Origin of the sequence: Nocardia beijingensis NBRC 16342 (assembly GCF_001612785.1) — a bacterium.
Classification (GTDB): Bacteria; Actinomycetota; Actinomycetes; order Mycobacteriales; family Mycobacteriaceae; genus Nocardia; species Nocardia beijingensis.
This window is the reverse complement of record NZ_BDBC01000010.1, coordinates 462,493-482,232: the sequence shown is the minus strand read 5'-3', so window position 1 is coordinate 482,232 and position 19,740 is coordinate 462,493. Positions and strand designations below refer to the sequence as shown.

Sequence of the window (19,740 nt, the reverse complement as noted above, 5' to 3'; positions counted from 1 at the left end):
CGGCGAACGGGTTGCCGGGCAGGCCGAGCACCGTGGTGCCCGCGGCGAGCCGGGCGACGACGGTGGAACCGCCCGGCCGCAGCCGCAGCCGCGGCACCACGATCGACGCGCCCGCGCGGGTCAGGGCGGCACGCAGCTGGTCGGCGGCCCCGCCGCCGGTCGCGCCGACGATCACCAGCAGGTCGCACTCGGGCGCGCCGGTCAGGACCTCGTCGAAGCCGTGCGGAGTGTCGCGCAGGTGCACCCGATCGGTGGTGCGAATGCCGTGCCAGGACAACAGTTCCGGCAGGATCGGGCCGATCGAATCCCGGGTCTGGCCCGCCTGGAGCGGACCCTCGCTGCGGATCTCGTCACCGGTCATGACGACGCGCGCGCGAACCGGCCCGCGCACCGGCGCGGCGGTGACCTCGACGCTCGCGGCCGCGGAGACCAGCGCCGCGGTGACCGGCGTGCCCTCCGGCGCGATCGGATCACCGGCGTCGCGGTCCTCGCCGCGGCGGCGGATGTCGTCGCGCGGCGGGGTGTCCGGCACGCGGTACAGCGTGTCGTCGGCGACGTGCGCGAACTCGTCGCGCAGCACGCCGGTGGTGCCGTCGGGGACGTGCGCGCCCGTGGCGATGCGCACCGCCTCGCCCGGCAGCAGCCCCACCGGTCGCCGCCCACCCGCGAAGCCGATGTCGCGCCGCAGGTTCCAGGGACCGTCGCCCGCCACCGCGTAACCGTCCATCGCCGAGACGTCGAAGCGCGGCAGCGGCCCTGCGGCCATCAGCGGACCCGCGAGCGCGGCCCCGATCACCGAACGCAAGTCGGCTTCGTACGCGGTGAGCCGAGGGAGCCCGGTGCGCAGCGCGTTCCGCGCCTCGGCGAGCTCGAGCGGCGGCTGCCGTTGTGCGTCGACCGCCGCCCTCGCCTGCCGAACCTCCTCCTCGGTGTCGCAGTCGCCGACACCGGACAGCGGGATGATCGCGGCGGCGGCGGGCACCAGCGCCTTCATCGGCTGGTTGATCAGCGCGTCGAGCCCGTCCAGCGCGGCCGCCAGCGCCGAACGCCGCCACACCCCGATCAGGTACTGCGGGCGACCCGACTCGTCGGCGGCGAACACCGCGTCCGCGCCGGACTCGGTGGCGTGCCGGATCAGTTCGGCGATCGCCCATGGCGACAGGAACGGCAGGTCGGCGGCGAGCACCACGACCAGCGGGGCGGTGGAGCCGAGGGCACGCAAACCCGTGTCGATCGCCGCCACCGGGCCCGACCCCGGCGGCACCTCGCGCACCTGGAGGATCTCCGGCGGCAACTCGGGGCGGTGCGGTCCGACCACCACCGTCCGCGCGCACGCGGCGACGGCGGCGAGCGCCACCTCGAGCATGGAGCGGCCGCCGATGACGATGGCCGGTTTGTCCACGCCGCCCATCCGGCTGGCCCGCCCGCCCGCGAGCACGATCGCGTCGGCGGCCGTCACACGCCACGACCCGGAGTCAGGTACACCATGGCGGCCATGCTAATTCGTCACCACCGGGAAGCCCGGGAGTGGACGGCGCAGATCAGGCGGTCGACCAGAACCGCGCCGGGGGCAGCAGCCGGAACTCGTTGAGTTCCGGGTCGGCGAGCACGAGGTCGGTGTCCCGGTCCGGAACCGGGGCGCCGCGGTCGACCGAGGTGGCGCCCGCCGCGTGCAGCCGGGCCACCTCGGCGGCCCGGTCGTCGGCCGGGAACGAGGTGAGATCCAGGCGCAGTCTGGTCCGGCCGGTGCCCGCGTCGGGCGTGCGGACGAACTCCAGCCAGGAGCCGAGGCCGGTCGGCGCGCGCAATCCGGCCAGCCGCTCGCCGCGCCGCATGGACGGCCAGCCGGTGGCGGCCGACCAGAATTCGGCGAGGCGCTGCGGATCGCGCGTGTCGACCACGATCGCCGCGACCGATCCGGTGTCCACGTACTCCTCCCTCGGTTCGAGCACGCAGAACTCGTTGCCCTCCGGGTCGGCGAGCACCGCCCACGGCACCGCGCCCTGCCCGATGTTGATCGAGCGCGCGCCCAAGGCCAGCGCCCGGTCCACCTGGGTGCGCTGGTGGTCCAGCGAGCGGGTGGCCAGATCGAGGTGCAAGCGGTTCTTGCCGACCTTGGCCCGCATCGCGGGCAGGAAGGTCAGCGCCAGGTCGCCACCGTCGACATCCGGGGCCGCGACGTTCACCTCGTCGTGGCGGTCGAGGGTGACGCTCCAGCCGAGCAGTTCGGCCCAGAAATCCGCGACCGAACGCGGCCGGTCGGCGTCGAATACGACACATGCCAGGCGGGTGGGCATGGATCCACGGTACTGGCCGCCATTCCGGCACGGAGCCGTTTCGGACAGCGGCGCTCAGTCACCGGGGAGATCAGGCAGAGGAAAGCGCGCGGCACGCAGATCGACGCGCCCGTCCCGGATCGGCACGCCCTCATCGGCCAGCAAGCGCAACTGGCGATGCGCCAGGTGGGCGGCGGGCCTGCCGCCCGCGCCGAGCACCCGATGCCAGGGCAGGTCGGCCGAGTCGGTGCGCATGATCCAGCCCACCGTGCGCGGGGTGGACAGATCGGCGGCCGCCGCGATGTCGCCGTAGGTGACGACCCGGCCGGGCGGGATCGCCGCCACCAGGGCGCGTACCCGCTCGATCTGGGCGTCGCTGGTCGGCATCGGGCTCAGAGCACCGATCGCACGAGTTCGCCGGTCTGGGCCGGATACGCCTGCGCGACCATGTGATCGCAGTTCCATTCCAGCACGGTCAAGCTGGCGCCCATGTGCTCGGTGAGCGCCGCGCGGAACTCCGGCGTGACGAACGGCGGGTCCACCTTCATCGCCTGCACCAGCACGGTCGGCAGGTCGGCGGGCGGCAGCACCCAGTGGCGGGCCAGCTGGCCCCAATAGGAGTTGATCGCGGGCAGGCTCATCCGCCAGCCGAAGCGGCCGTCCGCGGTGGGCATCAGGTGTTCGTCCAGCTCGGCTTCGAGCAGCCTCGGCTCGACGTCGCCCCAGCCGGTGTCGAGTTTGTCCTGGCGCGCCTGGTCGACGCTGTCGTAGTCGGCCGACATCAGGGTGGACAGCGCGATCTCGTTGAGCCATTCCGGTTCCAGCGCGATCGCCGGATCGAGCAGCACCAGCTTGCGCACCAGTTCCGGATGCCGGTGCGCCAGGTGCAGCGCGCACGCCCCGCCGAAGGAATGCGCCACCACCACGACCGGGCCGTCCGCTTCGGCGGTGACCAACGCGACCAGGTCGTCGACGATGGTCTCGAAGTTCCACGGTGGCAGCGAGGTGGAGCGACCGTGCCCGCGCAGATCCGGTGCGAGCACCCTGACGTCGGGCAGATGCCGGGTCGCCAGGTCTTCCCAGCGTTTGCCGTGACCGGTGACGCCGTGCAGGGCGAGCACCACCGGTCCCGTCGCCGGACCGAACCGGTGGACATTCAGAACAGACACCGGTCCATTCTGACCTGCGCCGCGATCGGCCGCAGCGCCGGTCGGGCGGAGGCGTGTACCGGCGTGTCGGTCGTGTCTGTTGCAATAGCCCGCGTGGTGCGATCGGATGGCGCGGTGCGACTGGTTCGCCGGAATGTGGTGGCGCCCCGGCCGCGAGACTGGGGGGCCGACGTTCGCGCGCTGCTGGACGCCGCGGCCGCGGACGGTCCCGCCCGTCCCGGGTGGCGGCCATGGCAGGTGCTCGGCGGGCCGGGCGCGGGGAAGACCGCCCTGCTGGTCGATATCGCCGCCGGGCGTATCGCGGCCGGAGCCGATCCGGAATCGGTGCTGGTACTGACCCATTCGAAACAGGCAGCGGGCGCCGTGCGCGATGCCATCACGACGCGGCTGAGCGGCCCGGAACCAGGCGCGGAGGGTGGTGTGCCCGGCGCCACACGAGAGCCGTTGGTGCGCACCCTGCACTCGTACGCCTTCTCCGTGCTGCGCAGGCACGCGATGGCACACGGCAACCCGCCGCCGCGTCTGCTGACCGGAGCCGAACAGGACGCCGTCGTGCGCGAGATGCTGCGCGGTGATCTGGCCGACATGGCCGAGGGCGCGCGCGGACTGTGGCCGGAGCGGCTGCGGCCCGCGCTCGCGCTCGGCGGGTTCGCCGAGCAGTTGCGCGATCTCATGCTCCGGGCCACCGAGCGCGGCATCGGCCCCGAGGACCTGGTGCGGCTCGGCCGCGAACACGCCAAGCCCGAGTGGGTGGCGGCCGGCCGGTTCGCCCTCCGCTACGAGCAGACCATGCTGTTGCGCTGGTCGGTCGGCATCGAGGCGCCGGAGGCCACCGCGCCGGCGCTGGACGCCGCCGAACTGGTCGGCGCGGCGCTGGACGCGCTGGCCGCCGACCCGAATCTGCTTGCCGCCGAGCGCGCCAGGATCAGGTACCTGCTGGTCGACGACGCGCAGCACCTCGACCCGCAGGCGGCGATCCTGGTGAAGGCGATCGGGCACAGCGCGCGAACCACGGTGATCGCGGGCGACCCCGATCAAGCCGTCTTCACCTTCCGCGGCGCCGACGCGCGATTCGTCGCCGAACTCGATGTGCCGCCGCAGCGGCGGATCGTGTTGCGCGACAACCACCGGTTCGGCGGTCAGGTGGAGCTGGCGGTGGCGCGGATCGCGGCACGTCTGCCGGGCAGTGCGCCGCAGCGCATCCCCGTGCCGGAGGACACCGGGCCGAGGGAGGACGGCACCGAGGTGCGGGTGCGCGTGCTGGCCACGCCCGCGAAGGAGGCCGCGCTCATCGCCGACCACCTGCGCCGCGCGCATCTCACCGGTGGGGTGCCGTGGTCGCGGATGGCGGTGATCGTCCGCTCGGTGCCGCTGTCGCTGGCGCCGCTGCGCCGTGCCCTGCTCGCCGCGGGCGTGCCGGTGCGGCAGCCCGCGCTGGACACACCGCTGGCGCGCAGGCGCGGCGCGACCTGGATGCTGCTGTCGCTGCGCGCCATTCTGGCGGGGGAGGCGGCGGAGCGCGGCGCGGAACCGGCGTTCGAGCCGGAGGACGCCCTCGACCTGCTGTCCGGACCGCTCGGCGGCGCCGACCAGATCGCCTTGCGCCGGTTGCGTCGCGGCATCCGTCGCGCGGTGCTGGAATCGGTGCGCGCCGACACGAAGACACCGGACCCGGGCGACGATTCGCCGCCAGGCCGTGCCGCCGACATCGACCGCCCCTCCGCGCTGATGTTGCGCGACCTGCTGATCGGAACCGGCGATCCGGCGATCCTGAACCGTCTCACCGAGGTCGAGGCCGCGCCGCTGCGCCGGGTGCTGGACACGCTGCGCCGGGCCCGCACAGCGCGCGGGCGCGGTGCGGGCCTGGAGGACGTGCTGTGGGCGCTGTGGACTGGTTCCCGGTTGGAGCGGCGCTGGGTGGCGCAGTCGGAGCGCGGCGGCGCGGTGGGCATGCAGGCCGATCGCGATCTGGACGCCGCCGTGGCGTTGTTCGACGCGGCCGCCGCCTATGTCGACCGGCTGCCGCGCGCGAGCATCGAAGGGTTCGTCGAATACCTGACGCAACAGGAGATCCCGCAGGACGCGGCGCCGCGCACGCTGGCGGGTGAAGCGGTGGCGCTGCTGAGCGCGCACGCTGCCGCGGGGCGGGAATGGGATGTGGTCGCCGTCGCCGCCGTCCAAGAGGGGATCTGGCCGAATCCGCGCGCCCGCGGCACCCTGCTGCACACCGAGGATCTGGTCGATCTCACCGCCGGGGTGTCCGATGCGGGGGAGCGGGTGAGCCGTGCGGCGCCGATCCTCGCCGAGGAGCGCAGGCTGCTGCTCGTCGCGTGCAGCCGGGCCAGGCGGTCGCTGCTGGTCACCGCCGTGGAATCGGTGGCGGGCGAGCGCGATCTGGTGCCGTCGCGCTTTCTCGCCGAACTACTCGGGCACGACGAGGACGGCGAGCCCGGTGCGCTCCCGGTGATCGATCCCGGCCGCGCCCTGGTGATGCACGCGCTGGTCGCCGAATTGCGCGGCGTGGTCTGCGATCCCGAGGCCGACCAGGAGCGCAGGCGCCGCGCCGCGCACCAGCTGGCGCGACTGGCGGACGCTGGCGTGCGTGGCGCCCATCCCGACGACTGGTACGGCACCGCCGAACTCAGCTCGCGGCGACCGCTGTGGACCGAAGACGACGGCGCGGTGGCGCTGTCGCCCTCCACCGTCGAGCTGCTGCGCACCTGTCCGCTGCGCTGGGCGCTGGAACGCAACGGCGGCACCGACGGCGACAACCCGCACGCCGTCAAGGGCAATCTGGTGCACACGCTCGTGCAGGCGCTGGCGGGCAAAGTGCCAGAGGACCAAGTGCGCGCCGCGCTGGAACGCGCTTGGCAGGCGGTGGATCCCGGCACCGGCTGGCATTCCCGCCAGGAGTTGCGCCGCACCGAGGCGATGCTGGAGACCTTCTCGGCCTGGGTGCGCAACACCCGCGGTGAACTCACCCAGGCCGGCGTGGAGGTGCCGGTGGACTGCGTGCTGCCCGCGCGCACGGAAGACGAACGCGACGTGCGGATCCGGGGCCGCGTCGATCGGCTGGAGCGCGACGCGCAAGGCCGCTTCGTCATCGTGGACGTGAAGACCGGCAAGACCCCGGTCAGCAAGCAGGCCGCCGTCGAGCACGCGCAGCTGGCGACCTACCAGGTGGCGGCCGCCGCGGGAGCGCTCGACGCATCGGCGGAATCCGGTTCCGGCGATTCCGAAACCGGCGAACCCGGCGGGGCGCGGCTGGTCTACGTCGCGAAACCCAGCAAGACTGAGGGCGCCACCCAGCGCATGCAGCCTCCGCTGGACGCCGAAGCGCTCGAGCACTGGCGCGACACGATCCACCAGGCCGCGTCGTCCACGCAGGGCCCCAGTTATCTCGCCATGCGCAACGACGGCTGCCGCCACTGCGCGGTGGCGGGCAGCTGCCCCGTGCAGGACAGCGGGAGGCAGGTGACCGACGAGTGAGCGCGCTCGCGGTCCCGCCGCCGGCCGCCGGGGCGCCGCTGTGACGGGCCGGGTGACGCCGCACCAGCTGGCGCAGGCGCTCGGCCTGCCGCCGCCGACCGACGAACAGGCCGCCGTGATCGCGGCGCCGCCCGGCCCCACCCTCGTGGTCGCGGGCGCCGGCGCGGGCAAGACCGAGACGATGGCCGCCCGGGTGGTGTGGATGATCGCGAACGGGCTGGTGCTGCCGGATGAAGTGCTCGGGCTGACCTTCACACGCAAGGCCGCCCAGCAGTTGACCGTCAGGATCCGGACCAGATTGGCCCGGCTCGCCGGAGCGCCGCTGCTGCGCGAGCTGGATCCGAGCGGCCGCCTGCGCGCCCAGCTGACCGGCGCGGAGCCGGAGATCAGCACCTACCACTCGTACGCGGGCAGGTTGCTCACCGAACACGGCCTGCTGCTCCCAGTGGAACCATCGGCGACGCTGCTGACCGTGACCCAACTCTGGCAGCTCGCCCACCAGGTGGTTCGCGCCTGGGACGGCGACCTGGAGACCGATCGCACCCCGGTGTCGGTCACCGAGGCGGTGCTCGCGCTGTCCGGGCAACTGGCCGAGCACCTGGTCGAGCCGGAGGAACTGGCCGAGGCGCACACCGAACTGGCGAAACTGGTGCACACACTGCCCCCTGGCCCGCGCCAGCGGGGCGGGCCGAGCCAGACGCTGCTCAACATCGTCCAGGTGCAGCGGGAACGTGTGGCGCTGCTACCGCTGGTGCAGCAGCTGTCCGAGGCCTTGCGCCGACGGGGCGCGCTGGACTTCGGCGCGCAGATGTCCCTCGCCGCACGGCTGGCCGCCGAGCATCCCGAGGTCGCTGCGGCCGAACGCGCCCGCTTCCGCTTGGTCCTGCTCGACGAGTACCAGGACACCGGCCACGCCCAACGGGTCCTGCTCTCCGCGTTGTTCGGGGGCGCGCCGGGGGACGTTCGTCCGGGAACGGACGATTCTCGCGGCGAGGACGACGATCGGCCACACGCGGACGTGCGCAGCGATTCGCAGTGGGTGACTCGGGCCGATGGACCGGGGAGCGTCGGCGAGTCGCTCACGAGTGGCGCGGCGAATCCGAATGCGCCGGGTAGTCCGTCCTCCCGAACGGGCGGGTCTGGCGACTCGGCGGACGGCGCAGGACCAGGCGAGTCGAATCCCGCTGTGCGCGATCCGCAGTCGTCCCACGCGGAGGAATATCGGCTGGATGTGCGCCCGTCGGGCGCGCCGCATGACGCCGTCCGAGACGGCGATGGTCCGAGCGCGGATACGCCCACGGTGCAGCCGGATCCGTCCATCCCGCAACGACCGTCGTCGGCGGCCGGTGTGCCGGATCCGGTCGCCGATCGGCCCTCGTCGTCGGCGGCTGCGCTGGATGGGATCGTCGACCAGGCCGCTCCAGCTCGTCGCGCACCGCACTCCGCGGCCGGTTCGGACCGACTGTCGCAAAGTGGGCCGCTGTCGGCGGCCGAGGACTCCGCGCGGAGCGCACCGCAGCGTGTCGGCGTGGACGACACGGAAGGGCAAGCGCGGTTCGCCGGCGCACACGACCCGCACGCCGTGGCGAGGCGAGCCGACCAGCACTCGCACGAAACACAACGCCTCGCGGTGACCGCCGTCGGCGACCCGATGCAGTCCATCTACGGCTGGCGCGGCGCTTCGGCGGCGAACCTGCCCCGGTTCGCCACCGATTTCCCCAGTGCGCCCGGCGTGCCCGCCCCCACCTTGTCGTTGCTGACCAGCTGGCGCAATCCGCCGGAAGCGCTGGCATTGGCGAATCTGGTCGCGGAACCGTTGCGGCGCAAAGCAACCGAAGGCGGCGGGGTAACGGTAGACGCCCTCCGGGCCAAGCCGGGCGCGGGTCCCGGGGTCGTGGCGCTGGCGCTGACCGGCACCGTCGCCGATGAGCGTGAGTGGGTGGCCGAGCGAATCGCCGCGGAGTGGGCCGCCCGGCGTGCGGCGGGGCAGCAGCCGCCCACCTCCGCCGTCCTGGTGCGCCGCAATGCCGACGCCGCCCCGCTCGCCGAAGCGTTACGCGCGCAGGGTCTTCCGGTGGAGATCGTCGGGCTCGGCGGTTTGCTCGCCACGCCGGAGGTCGCCGACGTCGTCGCCACCCTGCGCTTGATCGCCGAACCCGGTTCGGGCAGCGCCGCCATGCGCGTGCTGACCGGCGCGCGCTGGCGCATCGGGGTCGCCGACATCGCCGCGCTCGCCCGCCGCGCCAGGGACCTGTCCATCCGGCGTCCCGGGTCGGAGAGCCCGGCCGAGATCGGCGACGGGGCCGCGCTGGACGAGGCGCTGCGCGAAGTGGCCCCGGAACCCGCCGAGCAGGCCGGGCTGGCCGACGCGATCGCGGACCCCGGCCCGCCCGAGCGGTATTCGCCTTCCGGGTTCGCCCGCATCGAGGCGCTGGGACGGGAGCTGGCCGCGTTGCGCGAACGCAGCGGTCAGCCGCTGGCGGAGTTGGTCGCCGATGTGGAGCGCACCATCGGCGTCGGTGTCGAGACCCAGACCCGTCGAGCCATGGCGGGCACGGGCGCCGGACGCGAGCATCTGGACGCGTTCGCCGAGGTGGTGGCCGGGTACGCCGCGGAAACCGGCGCCTCGCTCGGCGGGCTGCTCGCGTTCCTTTCCGCCGCGGAGGAGGTCGAGAACGGGCTCGAGCCCGGGGAGGTGGAGGTCGCCAAGGACCGGGTGCAGGTGCTGACCGTGCACGCGGCCAAGGGCCTGGAATGGGAGATCGTCGCGGTGCCGAACGTGGTGGACGGCGTGTTCCCGTCCAAGGTCGGCTCCGGCACGTGGCTCGGCGCGCTCGCCGAGCTGCCCACGTCGCTGCGCGGTGACCGGCAGCAGGACGACGCGGCCGAAGGCGTGCCGGTGCTCGAACTCACCGACCTGTACGACCGCGCCGACCTCGATCGCGCGATCAAGGCGCACAAAGAGGCGCTGGAGCGCCGCCGCATCGATGAGGAACGCCGCCTGTTCTACGTCGCGCTCACCAGAACCGAACGGGTCCTGCTCGTTTCGGCCCACTACTGGGCCGAGACCGGCAGCACGCCGAAGGGCCCGTCGGATTTCCTGCTCGAATTGAAAGCCGCGCACGAGGACCCCGCCAGCCCCGCTCACGACGTCCTGACGATCGACCGCTGGGACGACCCGCCCGCCGCCGACGCCGTCAACCCGTTCACCGACAACCCGGCGACCGCCGAGTGGCCGCGCGACCCCCTCGGCCCCCGCCGCGACCCCATCGAACAGGGCGCCGCCCTCGTCCGCGCGGCCTTGGCCGACTTGCGCGCCCGTCCCGCCGAGAGCGGGAGGCCGCCCAGGGCTGCTGCTCGGAACCAAACTGCCGGGTCCGTCCGCGCCGAAATGCCGCCCGGCGACAGTCCGGGGTTCGCGGACGAACCGGGTCACCACCCGTCCGCCGCCGAGCCGGGTTCGGTGGACGAGTCGGGTCATCACACGCCCGTCGGTGGGTCGGGTTCTGCGGCCGGACCGGCCGACGGAGCCTTCGAACAGCTCGAGTTCCCGGACGAATCGGCCTATTACCCACCCGGCATGCCGGGTTCGGAGGGCGGGTCAGGCAACTACCCGCCCGAGGATGCGCCGGGTTCGGTGGGCGAGCCGAGTCACGAGCTACCTCTCGGTGGCTCGGGTTTCGCGGATGGATCAATCCACCACCGACCCGGCGACGGGCCGGGCTCTGTGCATGGTGAAATCTCCAACGCGTCCCGCGATGAGTCGGATTCGGCGGAGGAATCGGCTTATCACCCACCCGGCAGGCCGGATTCAGTGGATGGGTCGGGTTACTACCCGCCCGCCGACGAGCCGAGTTTCGCGGACGACTCGACCTACTATCCTCCCGACGACGAGTACCCACCCGACGATTTCGCGGACGAGTTCGAGTTCACGTCGATCGAATACGCCGATCCCTACGCCGATATCGAGCCCTATTTCGGTACGGCGCCGGACCCGGTGGACGAGTATCTGTCCGCCGATGAACCGGCATTCGCGGCGACCGGCTTCGCTCCGCCGCCGCCCGAGGACCTGTACCGGCCGGAGCACGCGCACCCCGCGTCCGACCCCGACGATCCCGAAGGCTGGGCCGCCGACGTCGACGCCCTGCTCGCCGAACACCACGCGGCCGCGGTCACCGACGAAGTGGTCGAACTACCCGGACAGATAGCGGCGACCGCCCTGGTGGAGCTGCGCGCCGATCCGGCGAAACTCGCCGCGCGCCTGCGCCGTCCGCTGCCGTACCCGCCGAATCCGCTGGCCCGCCGTGGTACCGCGTTCCACGCCTGGGTGCAACGCTGGTTCGGCTCCACCCGCCTGCTCGGTCTGGACGAACTGCCCGGCGCGGCCGACGGCGGCGCGGCCGACGCGAGCCTGGACGCCGAGCTGAGCGCGATGCAGGAGGCGTTCCTGAACTCGCGCTGGGCCGATCGCAGCCCGATCGAGGTCGAGATTCCGTTCGAGACGTCGATCGCGGGCACCGTGATCCGCGGCCGGATGGACGCGGTGTTCGCCGAACCCGGCGGGCGCTGGATCGTGGTCGACTGGAAGACCGGCGCGGAACCGAGTGCCGCAGAAGAGCCCGCGGTCGCCATGCAGCTGGCCGTGTACCGCCTGGCGTGGGCGCGCTTGATGGCCGCCCGCGAGGGACGGCCCGAGCACGAGATGCTTCCCCGCATCGGGGCCGCGTTCCACTATGTGCGCACCGGCCGCACCATCGCGCCCGCGAACCTGGCGGGTCCGGACGAACTGGCGGAGCTGATCAGGAACGCCGCGCCCGCCGGCTCACCGCCAGCGCCTGCGTGACGAGCGGGATCTGCAGCGGAAGCCGCACCACCGACCCGGCCTTCAGCAGCCGCGGCGCCTTCTCGCTGGCCAGCATGTCCGCGGTGAACTGCACGTTGGCCGGGAACACCGCGATGAACAGCAGCGCCGCCAGCCGTCCGCCCAGGCTGCGGGTGCGTGGGACCGCGAGGGCGGCCGCGACGCCGATCTCGGCCACGCCGGAGGCGTAGGTGTAGTCGCGGGCGCGTCCGGGCAGCGAGCGCGGCACGATCGAGTCGAAGGGCTTCGGCCGGACGAAATGCAGGACCCCGGTGCCGAAGAGGAGGGCGGCCAGAGCCAGCGCGGGCCGCCGCCCACCATCGGACACGGACGTCAGCGTGTTTTCTGCCATGCAGGCACCCTTACATCTACGCCGCCTCCCGTCGACCCGGGTCGCTCTGATACGACCCCGGACATCCACACGTCGACCGCCGCACCCGGCCGGACACCTACCCCGAGCCCAGCGACCAGGCGTGTTCCGCTCGCCACCTCACCCTGACCCCATGTTGCGAGCGAAGTAGCGAGCATGCGCTGTTCGCGGCCCAGCTGCGGCTGGATCGGCTGGGCGTTGTGCGGCGTCGTGGTGCCGTGCCGGTCGGTTCGGAGGTCGGTCGCAGGGGGCGTGTGTTGGGTCGTCAGTTCGAATGCGCGGAGGTGCTCAGCTCGCTTCGGCCTCGTGTCGCTAGCGAAGTGATAGCGAGCATGCGCTGTTCGCGGCCCGGTCGCGGTTCGATCGGCTGGGCGTTGTGCGGCGTCGTGGCGTCGGCCGACTCGACCTTCGTCGCCGTGCGGCGCGCGCTGGATCATGCGTTGAAATGCCAAAGCGCCCAGCCGACCTCGACCACGTCTTTCGAGCGAAGCGAGACCGAGCATCCGCCGTTCGCGGCCCGGCTCGTGTCGGAGTGGCCGCCGCGCAAGCGACGAAGGAGCAAGCGGCGGCCGCTCCGACACGAGCCATAAAGGGGCCGCGAACACGCCGCGACGAAGTCGCGGCAAATCAAACCCAGTAGGCTCCCCGGTGTGCCGGAGGGACAAGGATTACCGGGTATGACCGACGCGACGACGGGTGTGTCCGGTGTTCGGTGACCGAGCGCGCGGCCTCGGCTTGGCCAGCCGCCCCCATTTCGCCCTGGTCGGCGTGCTGCGCATCCCGGAAGTGCAGACCAGTCCGTGGATCTCGCTGACCAGAAGGGTGCTGTTCGCGACGGCGCTGCTGTTCCTGGCCGCGGTGGTGGTGTATCTGGGGCGCGAGGGCTACCACGACAACTCGGGTAACGAGCTGTCGTTCCTGGACGCGTTCTACTACGCGACGGTGTCGCTGTCGACCACCGGATACGGCGACATCCACCCGGTGACGCCGGAGGCGCGGCTGGCGAACATCGTCATCATCACCCCGCTGCGCATCCTGTTCCTGATCGTCCTGGTCGGCACGACGCTGGGTGTGCTGACCGAACGTTCCCGGCAGGCTTTCAAGATTCAGCGATGGAGGCACACCGTGCGCAATCACACCGTGGTCGTCGGTTACGGCACGAAGGGGCGGACCGCGATCGACGCCATGCTCGGCGACGGAGTGCAGCCCGCCGACATCGTCGTGGTCGACACCGATGTGGTCGCCCTGGAGGCGGCCGCGAACGCCGGGCTGGTCACGGTGCACGGCTCGGCCACCCAATCCGACGTGTTGCGGCTGGCGGGCGTGCAGAACGCGGAGTCGGTGGTCGTCGCCACCAATCGGGACGACACCGCCGTGCTGGTCACCCTGACCGCCAGGGAGTTGAACAAGACCGCCAAGATCGTGGTTTCGATCCGGGAGGCGGAGAACACCCACCTGGTCCGGCAGTCCGGCGCCAACTCCGTGGTGGTGTCCTCGGAGACAGCGGGCCGGTTGCTCGGCATCGCGACCACCACGCCCACGGTCGTGGAGATGATGGAAGACCTGCTCACCCCGGAGGAGGGCTTCGCCGTCGCCGAACGCGAGGTGGAGGCGTCCGAGATCGGCGGCTCGCCGCGGCATCTCAGCGATATCGTCCTGGGCGTGGTGCGCGGCGGGGTGCTCTACCGGGTGGGCGAGCCGGAAGTCGACGCGGTCGACGCGGGCGACAAGCTGTTGTACATCCGTCGAGCGGGCAAGTGACCCGGCGCGAACCAGGTCGTTGCTCGGGGCGCGATAGTCTCGAACCGTGCCGGCCTTTCAGCTCAACAGTGTTCCGTTGCTCTCCCGTTCCGTCATCGATCGGGCCGAGCACATCCGCGGTGATGCCCAGGCTCTGAAGGAGGGCTGGGCCGAAGCGAAACTTCTGCGGGTCAACCGCCGCGGACAGGTGCGCTTCGACGAGGGCGCCTTGATCCTGGAGGCGGCCGTGGAGTTCTCCGCCGAGCCGAGCCCTGCCGCGGTGTTCCTCGGTGTGGAGGACGGCGTCCATCTCTGGGCGGTGCGCGATCCGGAGCTGGAGGGAGCGCTGACCGATCTGCGCGCACTGGCGGGCGGCGCCGTCGACGACCGCACCGCCGGGTTGCTCTCCACCGCGATCGCGCTGCTGAACTGGCACGACAAGGCCGGGTTCCACGGTGCGGACGGCGCCGCCACCACGTCGGCGAAGGCAGGCTGGTCGCGCATCACCGAGAGCGGTTACGAGGAGTTCCCGCGCATCGATCCGGCGGTGATCTGCCTGATCCACGACGGTGGTGAGCAGGTGTTGCTCGCCCGCCAGAGCAGCTGGCCGAAGTCGCTGTTCTCGCTGCTGGCCGGGTTCGTCGAGGCCGGGGAGTCGCTGGAGCGCTGCGTGGAGCGCGAGATGCGCGAGGAAGTGGGCCTCGACGTGCGCGAGATCACCTACCTGGGCAGCCAGCCGTGGCCGTTCCCGCGCTCGCTGATGCTCGGTTTCGCCGCGGTCGCCGATCCAGGGCAGCCGCTGACCTTCACCGACGGTGAGATCGCCGAGGCCGCCTGGTTCACCCGCGCGCAGGTGCGCGAGGCGTTGGCGGTGGGCGACTGGTCGAACCGGGACGGCGGATCCCGGTTGCTGCTGCCCGGCTCGATCTCGATCGCGCGCACGATCATCGAATCCTGGGCCGCGATCGACTGACGCGCGGGCCGATCCGACCCGCGCGCGGCGGCCGATCAGGACAATCCGGCGAGGACCTGCTTGACCGCCGCCAGCGACGGGTTCGTCGCGGTGGAGCCATCCGCGAACTTGACGGTGGGCACGACGTGGTTGCCCCCGTTCACGCTGCCGACGAACTCGGCCGACGCGGGATCTTGCTCGATGTCGATCTCGACGTAGCTGATGCCTGCCTCGTCCAGCTGCTTCTTGAGCCTGCGGCAGTAGCCGCACCAGGTGGTCGAGTACATCGTCAGGGTGGGATTCGCGTCAGTCACGGACACTGCAACGCCGGAGGCCCGCTCACTGTTCCAACTTGAACCACTCGCGCCTTGCGCGCCATTTAGTATGCGCGCATACTAAATGCATGACGATCATCGCCACCGCGCATGCCATCTCCAGTGCGCCGCCGACCGCCTTCTTCGCCCGCTGGGCCGACGTGGCCACCTGGCCGGAGTGGAACACCGACACCGAGTGGGTGCGCTTGGACGGACCGTTCGCCGAGGGCGCCACCGGAACGTTGCGGCCGAAGGGCGGCCCGAAGGTCCGGTTCGTGATCGCCCGCCTGACCGACCGCGAATTCGTGGATGTCTCCCGGCTGTTCGGCGCGCGACTCACCTTCGCTCACGAGGTCTCCGTCGCGGACGGCCGCACCACGGTCACCGTGACCGTCTCGATCGACGGGCCGCTGCGGGTGTTGTGGACGAAGATTCTGGGCGCCGACCTGGCGAAATCCGTGCAGCCCGACCTGGACACACTGGTGGCCGTCGCCGAGGGGGTCGCGGCATGAGCGCGACCGGATCGAGCGCGAAGTACTGGCTGGCCGTGGTGTCGAGGGAGCATGTCCGGCGCGGCGTGCGGCTGGGCATCGCGCAGGCCAACCACGGCAAGCGCGCGGCGGTGGAACGCATGCGGCCCGGCGACGGATTGGTGTACTACTCGCCGCGCGAAGGCATGCGAGCCGGTGCGCCGGTGCGCTCGTTCACCGCGATCGGCACCATCGACGACCGTCCGGCCTGGCAGGCCGACCCGCAGGACGGCGGCTGCTTCCGGCCGTGGCGCCGGTCGGTCAGCTACCGAGCGGAAGCGCGGGAGACACCGATCGATCCGCTGCGTGCCGAACTCGACCTCACCAGCGTGCCGAACTGGGGCATGATCCTGCGCCGTGGCCTGATAGAACTCAGCCCGCACGATTACGCGTTGATCGCGCGAAAGATGACCGACGAGTGAGGGAGGCCGATGCGCGAGGCGCAAGACGGGAGGCTGCGTTCCCGATTTCGCACGGCTGAGGAAAGTCCTGGGCTGTTGCTGTGGCAGGTGACCAATCGCTGGCAGGCGGCGCAGCGGGCGGCGCTCGCCCCGTTCGACCTGACCCACGTCCAATTCGTGCTGCTGGCTTCGCTCACCTATTTGGCTACCGGCCGCGAAGATCCGGTGCGGCAGCGTGACCTGGCCGAATACGCCGCCACCGACCCGATGATGACCTCCCAGGTGTTGCGCGCGCTGGCGCAGAAGGGCCTGATCGAACGCCGCGACCACCCGAGCGATCGCCGGGCCAAGGCGCTGGTCGCCACCGAAGCGGGCGTGGCGCTGGTGAACCGGGCCATCGTCGCGGTGGAGGCGTGCGACGCGGAGTTCTTCGCGCCGCTGGGCGCCGAGGACGGCGCTTTCGCCCGATCCCTGCGGCAGTTGCGCGACCGCTGAACGCCGCGCACGCCCACATGGCGACCGGCCGCTTGTCGGTGGGCGCTGTCATGATGGACCGCGTGCCCGCTCTCGACCTCGCCGACCTCGATCCCGAGCAGGCCGCCGCCGTGCGGGCGCCGCGCGGCCCGGTGTGCGTGCTCGCGGGCGCGGGCACCGGCAAGACCAGGACCATCACCTATCGCATCGCGCATCTGATCGCGCAGGGGCATGTGAAGGCCGATCAGGTGCTCGCGGTGACGTTCACCGCGCGCGCCGCGGGCGAACTGCGCACCCGGTTGCGCGCGCTCGGTCTCGGCGGCGAAGCGACCCAGGTGCAGGCGCGGACGTTCCACGCGGCGGCGCTGCGGCAGCTGAAGTACTTCTGGCCGCAGATCGTCGGCGACGTGCCGTGGCGGCTGATCGATGCCAAGTTCCCGATCGTCGCGCAGGCCGCGCACCGGGCCGGGCTGTCCACGGCCACCGACAGCGTGCGCGACCTGCTGAGCGAAATCGAGTGGGCGAAGGCTTCGCTCATCGCGCCGGAGGACTACACGGCGGCGGTCGCGAAGCAGCGGCGCGAGACGCCCTACGACGCATTGCGGGTCGCGGACGTCTACGCGGGCTACGAGAAGCTCAAGGCGACACCGGACGGGCTGCTGCTGGATTTCGACGACCTGCTGTTGCACACGGCCGCCGCGCTGGAGGACTATCCGGCGGTGGCCGACGAATTCCGCGGCCGCTACCGCAGCTTCGTGGTGGACGAATACCAGGACGTCACCCCGCTGCAACAGCGCGTGCTCGACGCGTGGCTCGGCGACCGCGACGACCTGACCGTCGTCGGCGACGCCAACCAGACCATCTATTCGTTCACCGGAGCCACGCCGAGCTATCTGCTGGACTTCTCCCGGCGCTTCCCCGACGCCACCGTGGTTCGGTTGGAACGTGACTATCGCTCGACTCCGCAGGTGGTGTCGCTGGCCAATCGGGTGATCGGGGCGGCTCGCGGGCGTATCGCGGGCACCAGGCTGCAACTGATCGGCCAACGCGCCGACGGACCCGAGCCCACGTTCGCCGAATACGACGACATGCCCGCCGAGGCGGCGGCGGTGGCCGAGGCGATCGGCCGGCTGATCGCGGCGGGCACACCGGCCGCGGAGATCGCCGTGCTCTATCGGATCAACGCCCACTCGGAGAGCTACGAGCAGGCGCTCACCGAGCGCGGCATCCCGTACCAGGTGCGCGGCGGCGAGGGTTTCTTCGCGCGCGCGGAGGTCAGGCAGGCCGTGCAGGCGCTGCGGCAGGTCGCCGCCCGCGAAGACCTGCCCGACCAGGCACGCAGCGGCAGCTCCCTGGTCGCGCTGGTCCGCGCGGCGCTCGCCCCGCTCGGCCTGACCACCACCGAGCCAGCAGGCGCCCAGGCGCGCGAACGCTGGACCTCGCTGGTCGCGTTGGTGCGCCTGACCGAGGAACTGGTCGGCCACGACGAGCGGCTCGACCTCACCGGACTGCTGCGCGAACTCGCCGCCCGCGCCGAAGCCAGGCACCCACCCACGGTGCAAGGGGTCACCCTGGCGTCCCTGCACGCCGCCAAGGGCTTGGAGTGGGACGCGGTATTCCTCGTCGGCCTGTCCGACGGCACCATGCCGATCGCGCACGTTCTCGCCGACGACGGTTCGGTCGCCGACGAAGCGGCGCTGGAGGAGGAGCGGCGGCTGCTCTATGTCGGCGTCACCAGGGCACGCGAACATCTGCGGTTGTCCTGGGCGCTGGCCAGGAACGAAGGCGGCAGGCGCACCAGGCGGCGTTCGCGATTCCTCAACGGCCTGGTTCCGGACGATTCGCCCGCGTCGCGCATCGCGGCGCCGCCGTCGGCCCCGAACGGTATTCGCCCGACCTGCCGGGTGTGCGCGAAACCGCTGATCGGCACCTACGCGACCATGCTCGGCCGGTGCCGGCGCTGCCCGGCCGAACTGGACTCGGAATTGCTTGCCGCACTGCGGGATTGGCGTGCGGAGAAGGCGGAGGCGCTGCGGGTGCGCGAATTCGTCGTGTTCACCGACACCACGCTCACCGCGATCGCCGAACAACTGCCCGCCGACGACGCCGCGCTGGCCGCCATCGCGGGCATCGGCGCCAAGAAGATCGATCAGTTCGGCGCCGAGGTGCTCGCCATCGTCGCGTCCCGGCTTCGATCCACATCACAAAACCGCAGGTAGAAAATAGGTTGTCCCGCTCGGCGATCTTGCCTATGGTGTATTTCACGCACCGGGAGGGCATCTCGGCGCGCACAGTTACCGACACACAACGAGTACAGGAGGGAGGCAGAGCAGTGGACAACATCATGAACTTCGGCGCCAGTGGCGTTGCGGTCTATGCGCCCATGGCGGCCTCCCGGGGGATCCTCGCCTTGCAGGGGATCGGTCTGTCCGGAATCGGTGCGTTCGGCACGTCCGGCACGCAAGTGAATTGCGCTGCCATGCATGCGTCGCTGCGTACCCACATCCAGGACAAGCCCAGCGTGGGCTGGCGCCCGACGGCTGCCGAGGCAGCAGTCGGTGTCTTCGCGGATGAAGCCGGCTTCGAGCCGGCGGCCCCGCGGGCAGCACGCCTCCGCACCGCACACCCAGCGACCGTGAACAGGACTCGACACAGATGTCGACCTAGGTAGGGAACTCCTCCCCGACCTCCTGGCCACGGATCGCACGACAGCGAAACCGTGGCCAGTATTCTCCGGCCCTTCAGCCACCCGGCACCGGTTTCGCCACAACACACGAACCGCTGCAAACGAGCTGAAGGAGAACGACGTGTTCACCGCACAGGGTTGGCCGCAGGCCACTACTGACGTGACATGCCGAACCGTGGCGTCGACTACTCGGACCCAGGAGATCACCAAGGTCCTGCCCTGCCGTGCTGGAGACCCGGACCTCTGGTTCGCCGAGAGCCCGGTCCAGCTGGAGCAGGCCAAGGCGCTGTGCGCGACCTGCCCGATCCGCAAAGGCTGCCTGAGCGCCGCCATGGATCGTCGTGAGCCGTGGGGTGTTTGGGGCGGTGAGATCTTCGACCAGGGCGTCGTGATCGCCCGCAAGCGCCCCCGCGGTCGTCCGCGCAAGGTCGCGGTCCCGGCATGAGCCGGGGAGTGACTTCCCTCCCTCCGGTCGATG

At 71.7% G+C, this 19,740-nt stretch carries 16 protein-coding genes; 10 read left to right on the top strand and 6 right to left on the bottom strand.

The window, feature by feature from the left end; translation table 11 throughout:
* From NB3_RS07445 to NB3_RS07430, 4 genes are all read right to left on the bottom strand, one after another.
* Positions 1 to 1,459 (bottom strand): NTP transferase domain-containing protein (locus tag NB3_RS07445; protein ID WP_067798376.1); only part of this gene is annotated, 1,459 nt, incomplete at its 3' end.
* Positions 1,460 to 1,541: 82 nt separating this feature from the next.
* On the bottom strand, positions 1,542 to 2,297 hold the full coding sequence (locus NB3_RS07440) for a VOC family protein (protein WP_067798373.1): 756 nt from the start codon (positions 2,295 to 2,297) through the stop codon (positions 1,542 to 1,544).
* 54 nt (positions 2,298 to 2,351) lie between these two features.
* A complete protein-coding gene (locus NB3_RS07435) occupies positions 2,352 to 2,663 on the bottom strand; it encodes an MGMT family protein (protein WP_067798369.1) in 312 nt (103 codons plus the stop codon).
* A gap of 5 nt (positions 2,664 to 2,668) precedes the next feature.
* Complete coding sequence (locus tag NB3_RS07430; protein WP_067798366.1) at positions 2,669 to 3,445, bottom strand: alpha/beta hydrolase; 777 nt, start codon at positions 3,443 to 3,445, stop codon at positions 2,669 to 2,671.
* 72 nt (positions 3,446 to 3,517) lie between these two features.
* On the opposite strand from NB3_RS07430, the gene NB3_RS07425 reads away from it, so the two are divergent.
* Both NB3_RS07425 and NB3_RS36060 read left to right on the top strand, forming a co-directional pair.
* Complete coding sequence (locus tag NB3_RS07425) at positions 3,518 to 6,934, top strand: ATP-dependent helicase (protein ID WP_067798558.1); 3,417 nt, start codon at positions 3,518 to 3,520, stop codon at positions 6,932 to 6,934.
* 40 nt (positions 6,935 to 6,974) lie between these two features.
* Positions 6,975 to 11,777: an ATP-dependent DNA helicase gene (locus NB3_RS36060; protein ID WP_084485905.1), complete on the top strand. Its 4,803-nt coding sequence runs from the start codon at positions 6,975 to 6,977 to the stop codon at positions 11,775 to 11,777.
* Here NB3_RS36060 and NB3_RS07415 read toward each other — a convergent pair.
* Positions 11,734 to 12,147, bottom strand: a complete 414-nt coding sequence (locus NB3_RS07415) for a DoxX family protein (RefSeq protein WP_067798363.1) — start codon at positions 12,145 to 12,147, stop codon at positions 11,734 to 11,736. The genes NB3_RS36060 and NB3_RS07415 overlap by 44 nt on opposite strands.
* 723 nt (positions 12,148 to 12,870) lie before the next feature.
* Between NB3_RS07415 and NB3_RS07405 the strand changes: the two genes are divergently transcribed.
* Both NB3_RS07405 and nudC read left to right on the top strand, forming a co-directional pair.
* Positions 12,871 to 13,926: a potassium channel family protein gene (locus tag NB3_RS07405; RefSeq protein ID WP_067798356.1), complete on the top strand. Its 1,056-nt coding sequence runs from the start codon at positions 12,871 to 12,873 to the stop codon at positions 13,924 to 13,926.
* A gap of 46 nt (positions 13,927 to 13,972) precedes the next feature.
* On the top strand, positions 13,973 to 14,878 hold the full coding sequence (nudC, locus tag NB3_RS07400; RefSeq protein ID WP_067798354.1) for an NAD(+) diphosphatase: 906 nt from the start codon (positions 13,973 to 13,975) through the stop codon (positions 14,876 to 14,878).
* Between the two features lie 35 nt (positions 14,879 to 14,913).
* On the opposite strand, the gene NB3_RS07395 is transcribed toward nudC, so the two are convergent.
* The gene (locus NB3_RS07395) at positions 14,914 to 15,144 is read right to left on the bottom strand and encodes a mycoredoxin (protein WP_157111606.1); all 231 of its coding nucleotides are present in this window, start codon (positions 15,142 to 15,144) and stop codon (positions 14,914 to 14,916) included.
* A 116-nt stretch (positions 15,145 to 15,260) separates the two neighbouring features.
* Here NB3_RS07395 and NB3_RS07390 point away from each other — a divergent pair, with 116 nt between their 5' ends.
* From NB3_RS07390 to NB3_RS07370, 6 genes are all read left to right on the top strand, one after another.
* On the top strand, positions 15,261 to 15,683 hold the full coding sequence (locus NB3_RS07390) for an SRPBCC family protein (protein ID WP_067798348.1): 423 nt from the start codon (positions 15,261 to 15,263) through the stop codon (positions 15,681 to 15,683).
* On the top strand, positions 15,680 to 16,123 hold the full coding sequence (locus NB3_RS07385; RefSeq protein ID WP_067798345.1) for an EVE domain-containing protein: 444 nt from the start codon (positions 15,680 to 15,682) through the stop codon (positions 16,121 to 16,123). Before NB3_RS07390 ends, NB3_RS07385 begins: the two co-directional genes overlap by 4 nt.
* Before the next feature lie 9 nt (positions 16,124 to 16,132).
* A complete protein-coding gene (locus NB3_RS07380; RefSeq protein ID WP_067798342.1) occupies positions 16,133 to 16,597 on the top strand; it encodes a MarR family winged helix-turn-helix transcriptional regulator in 465 nt (154 codons plus the stop codon).
* Between the two features lie 50 nt (positions 16,598 to 16,647).
* A complete protein-coding gene (locus tag NB3_RS07375) occupies positions 16,648 to 18,795 on the top strand; it encodes an ATP-dependent DNA helicase UvrD2 (protein ID WP_067798555.1) in 2,148 nt (715 codons plus the stop codon).
* Positions 18,796 to 18,908: 113 nt separating this feature from the next.
* On the top strand, positions 18,909 to 19,247 hold the full coding sequence (locus NB3_RS34835; RefSeq protein WP_157111590.1) for a hypothetical protein: 339 nt from the start codon (positions 18,909 to 18,911) through the stop codon (positions 19,245 to 19,247).
* A gap of 136 nt (positions 19,248 to 19,383) precedes the next feature.
* Positions 19,384 to 19,707 carry a WhiB family transcriptional regulator gene (locus tag NB3_RS07370; protein ID WP_157106825.1) on the top strand — a complete coding sequence of 108 codons (324 nt, stop codon included), beginning with the start codon at positions 19,384 to 19,386 and terminating at the stop codon, positions 19,705 to 19,707.
* The last annotated feature ends 33 nt before the right edge of the window (positions 19,708 to 19,740 follow it).

Excerpts from the sequence above, each read along its gene's own strand:
- NB3_RS07440 (WP_067798373.1), bottom strand. The coding sequence starts at position 2,297 with ATGCCCACCCGCCTGGCATGTGTCGTATTCGACGCCGACCGGCCGCGT.
- NB3_RS07435 (WP_067798369.1), bottom strand. The coding sequence starts at position 2,663 with ATGCCGACCAGCGACGCCCAGATCGAGCGGGTACGCGCCCTGGTGGCG.
- NB3_RS07415 (WP_067798363.1), bottom strand. The coding sequence starts at position 12,147 with ATGGCAGAAAACACGCTGACGTCCGTGTCCGATGGTGGGCGGCGGCCC.
- NB3_RS07395 (WP_157111606.1), bottom strand. The coding sequence starts at position 15,144 with ATGTACTCGACCACCTGGTGCGGCTACTGCCGCAGGCTCAAGAAGCAG.
- NB3_RS07390 (WP_067798348.1), top strand. The coding sequence starts at position 15,261 with ATGACGATCATCGCCACCGCGCATGCCATCTCCAGTGCGCCGCCGACC.
- NB3_RS07385 (WP_067798345.1), top strand. The coding sequence starts at position 15,680 with ATGAGCGCGACCGGATCGAGCGCGAAGTACTGGCTGGCCGTGGTGTCG.
- NB3_RS07380 (WP_067798342.1), top strand. The coding sequence starts at position 16,133 with ATGCGCGAGGCGCAAGACGGGAGGCTGCGTTCCCGATTTCGCACGGCT.
- NB3_RS07375 (WP_067798555.1), top strand. The coding sequence starts at position 16,648 with ATGATGGACCGCGTGCCCGCTCTCGACCTCGCCGACCTCGATCCCGAG.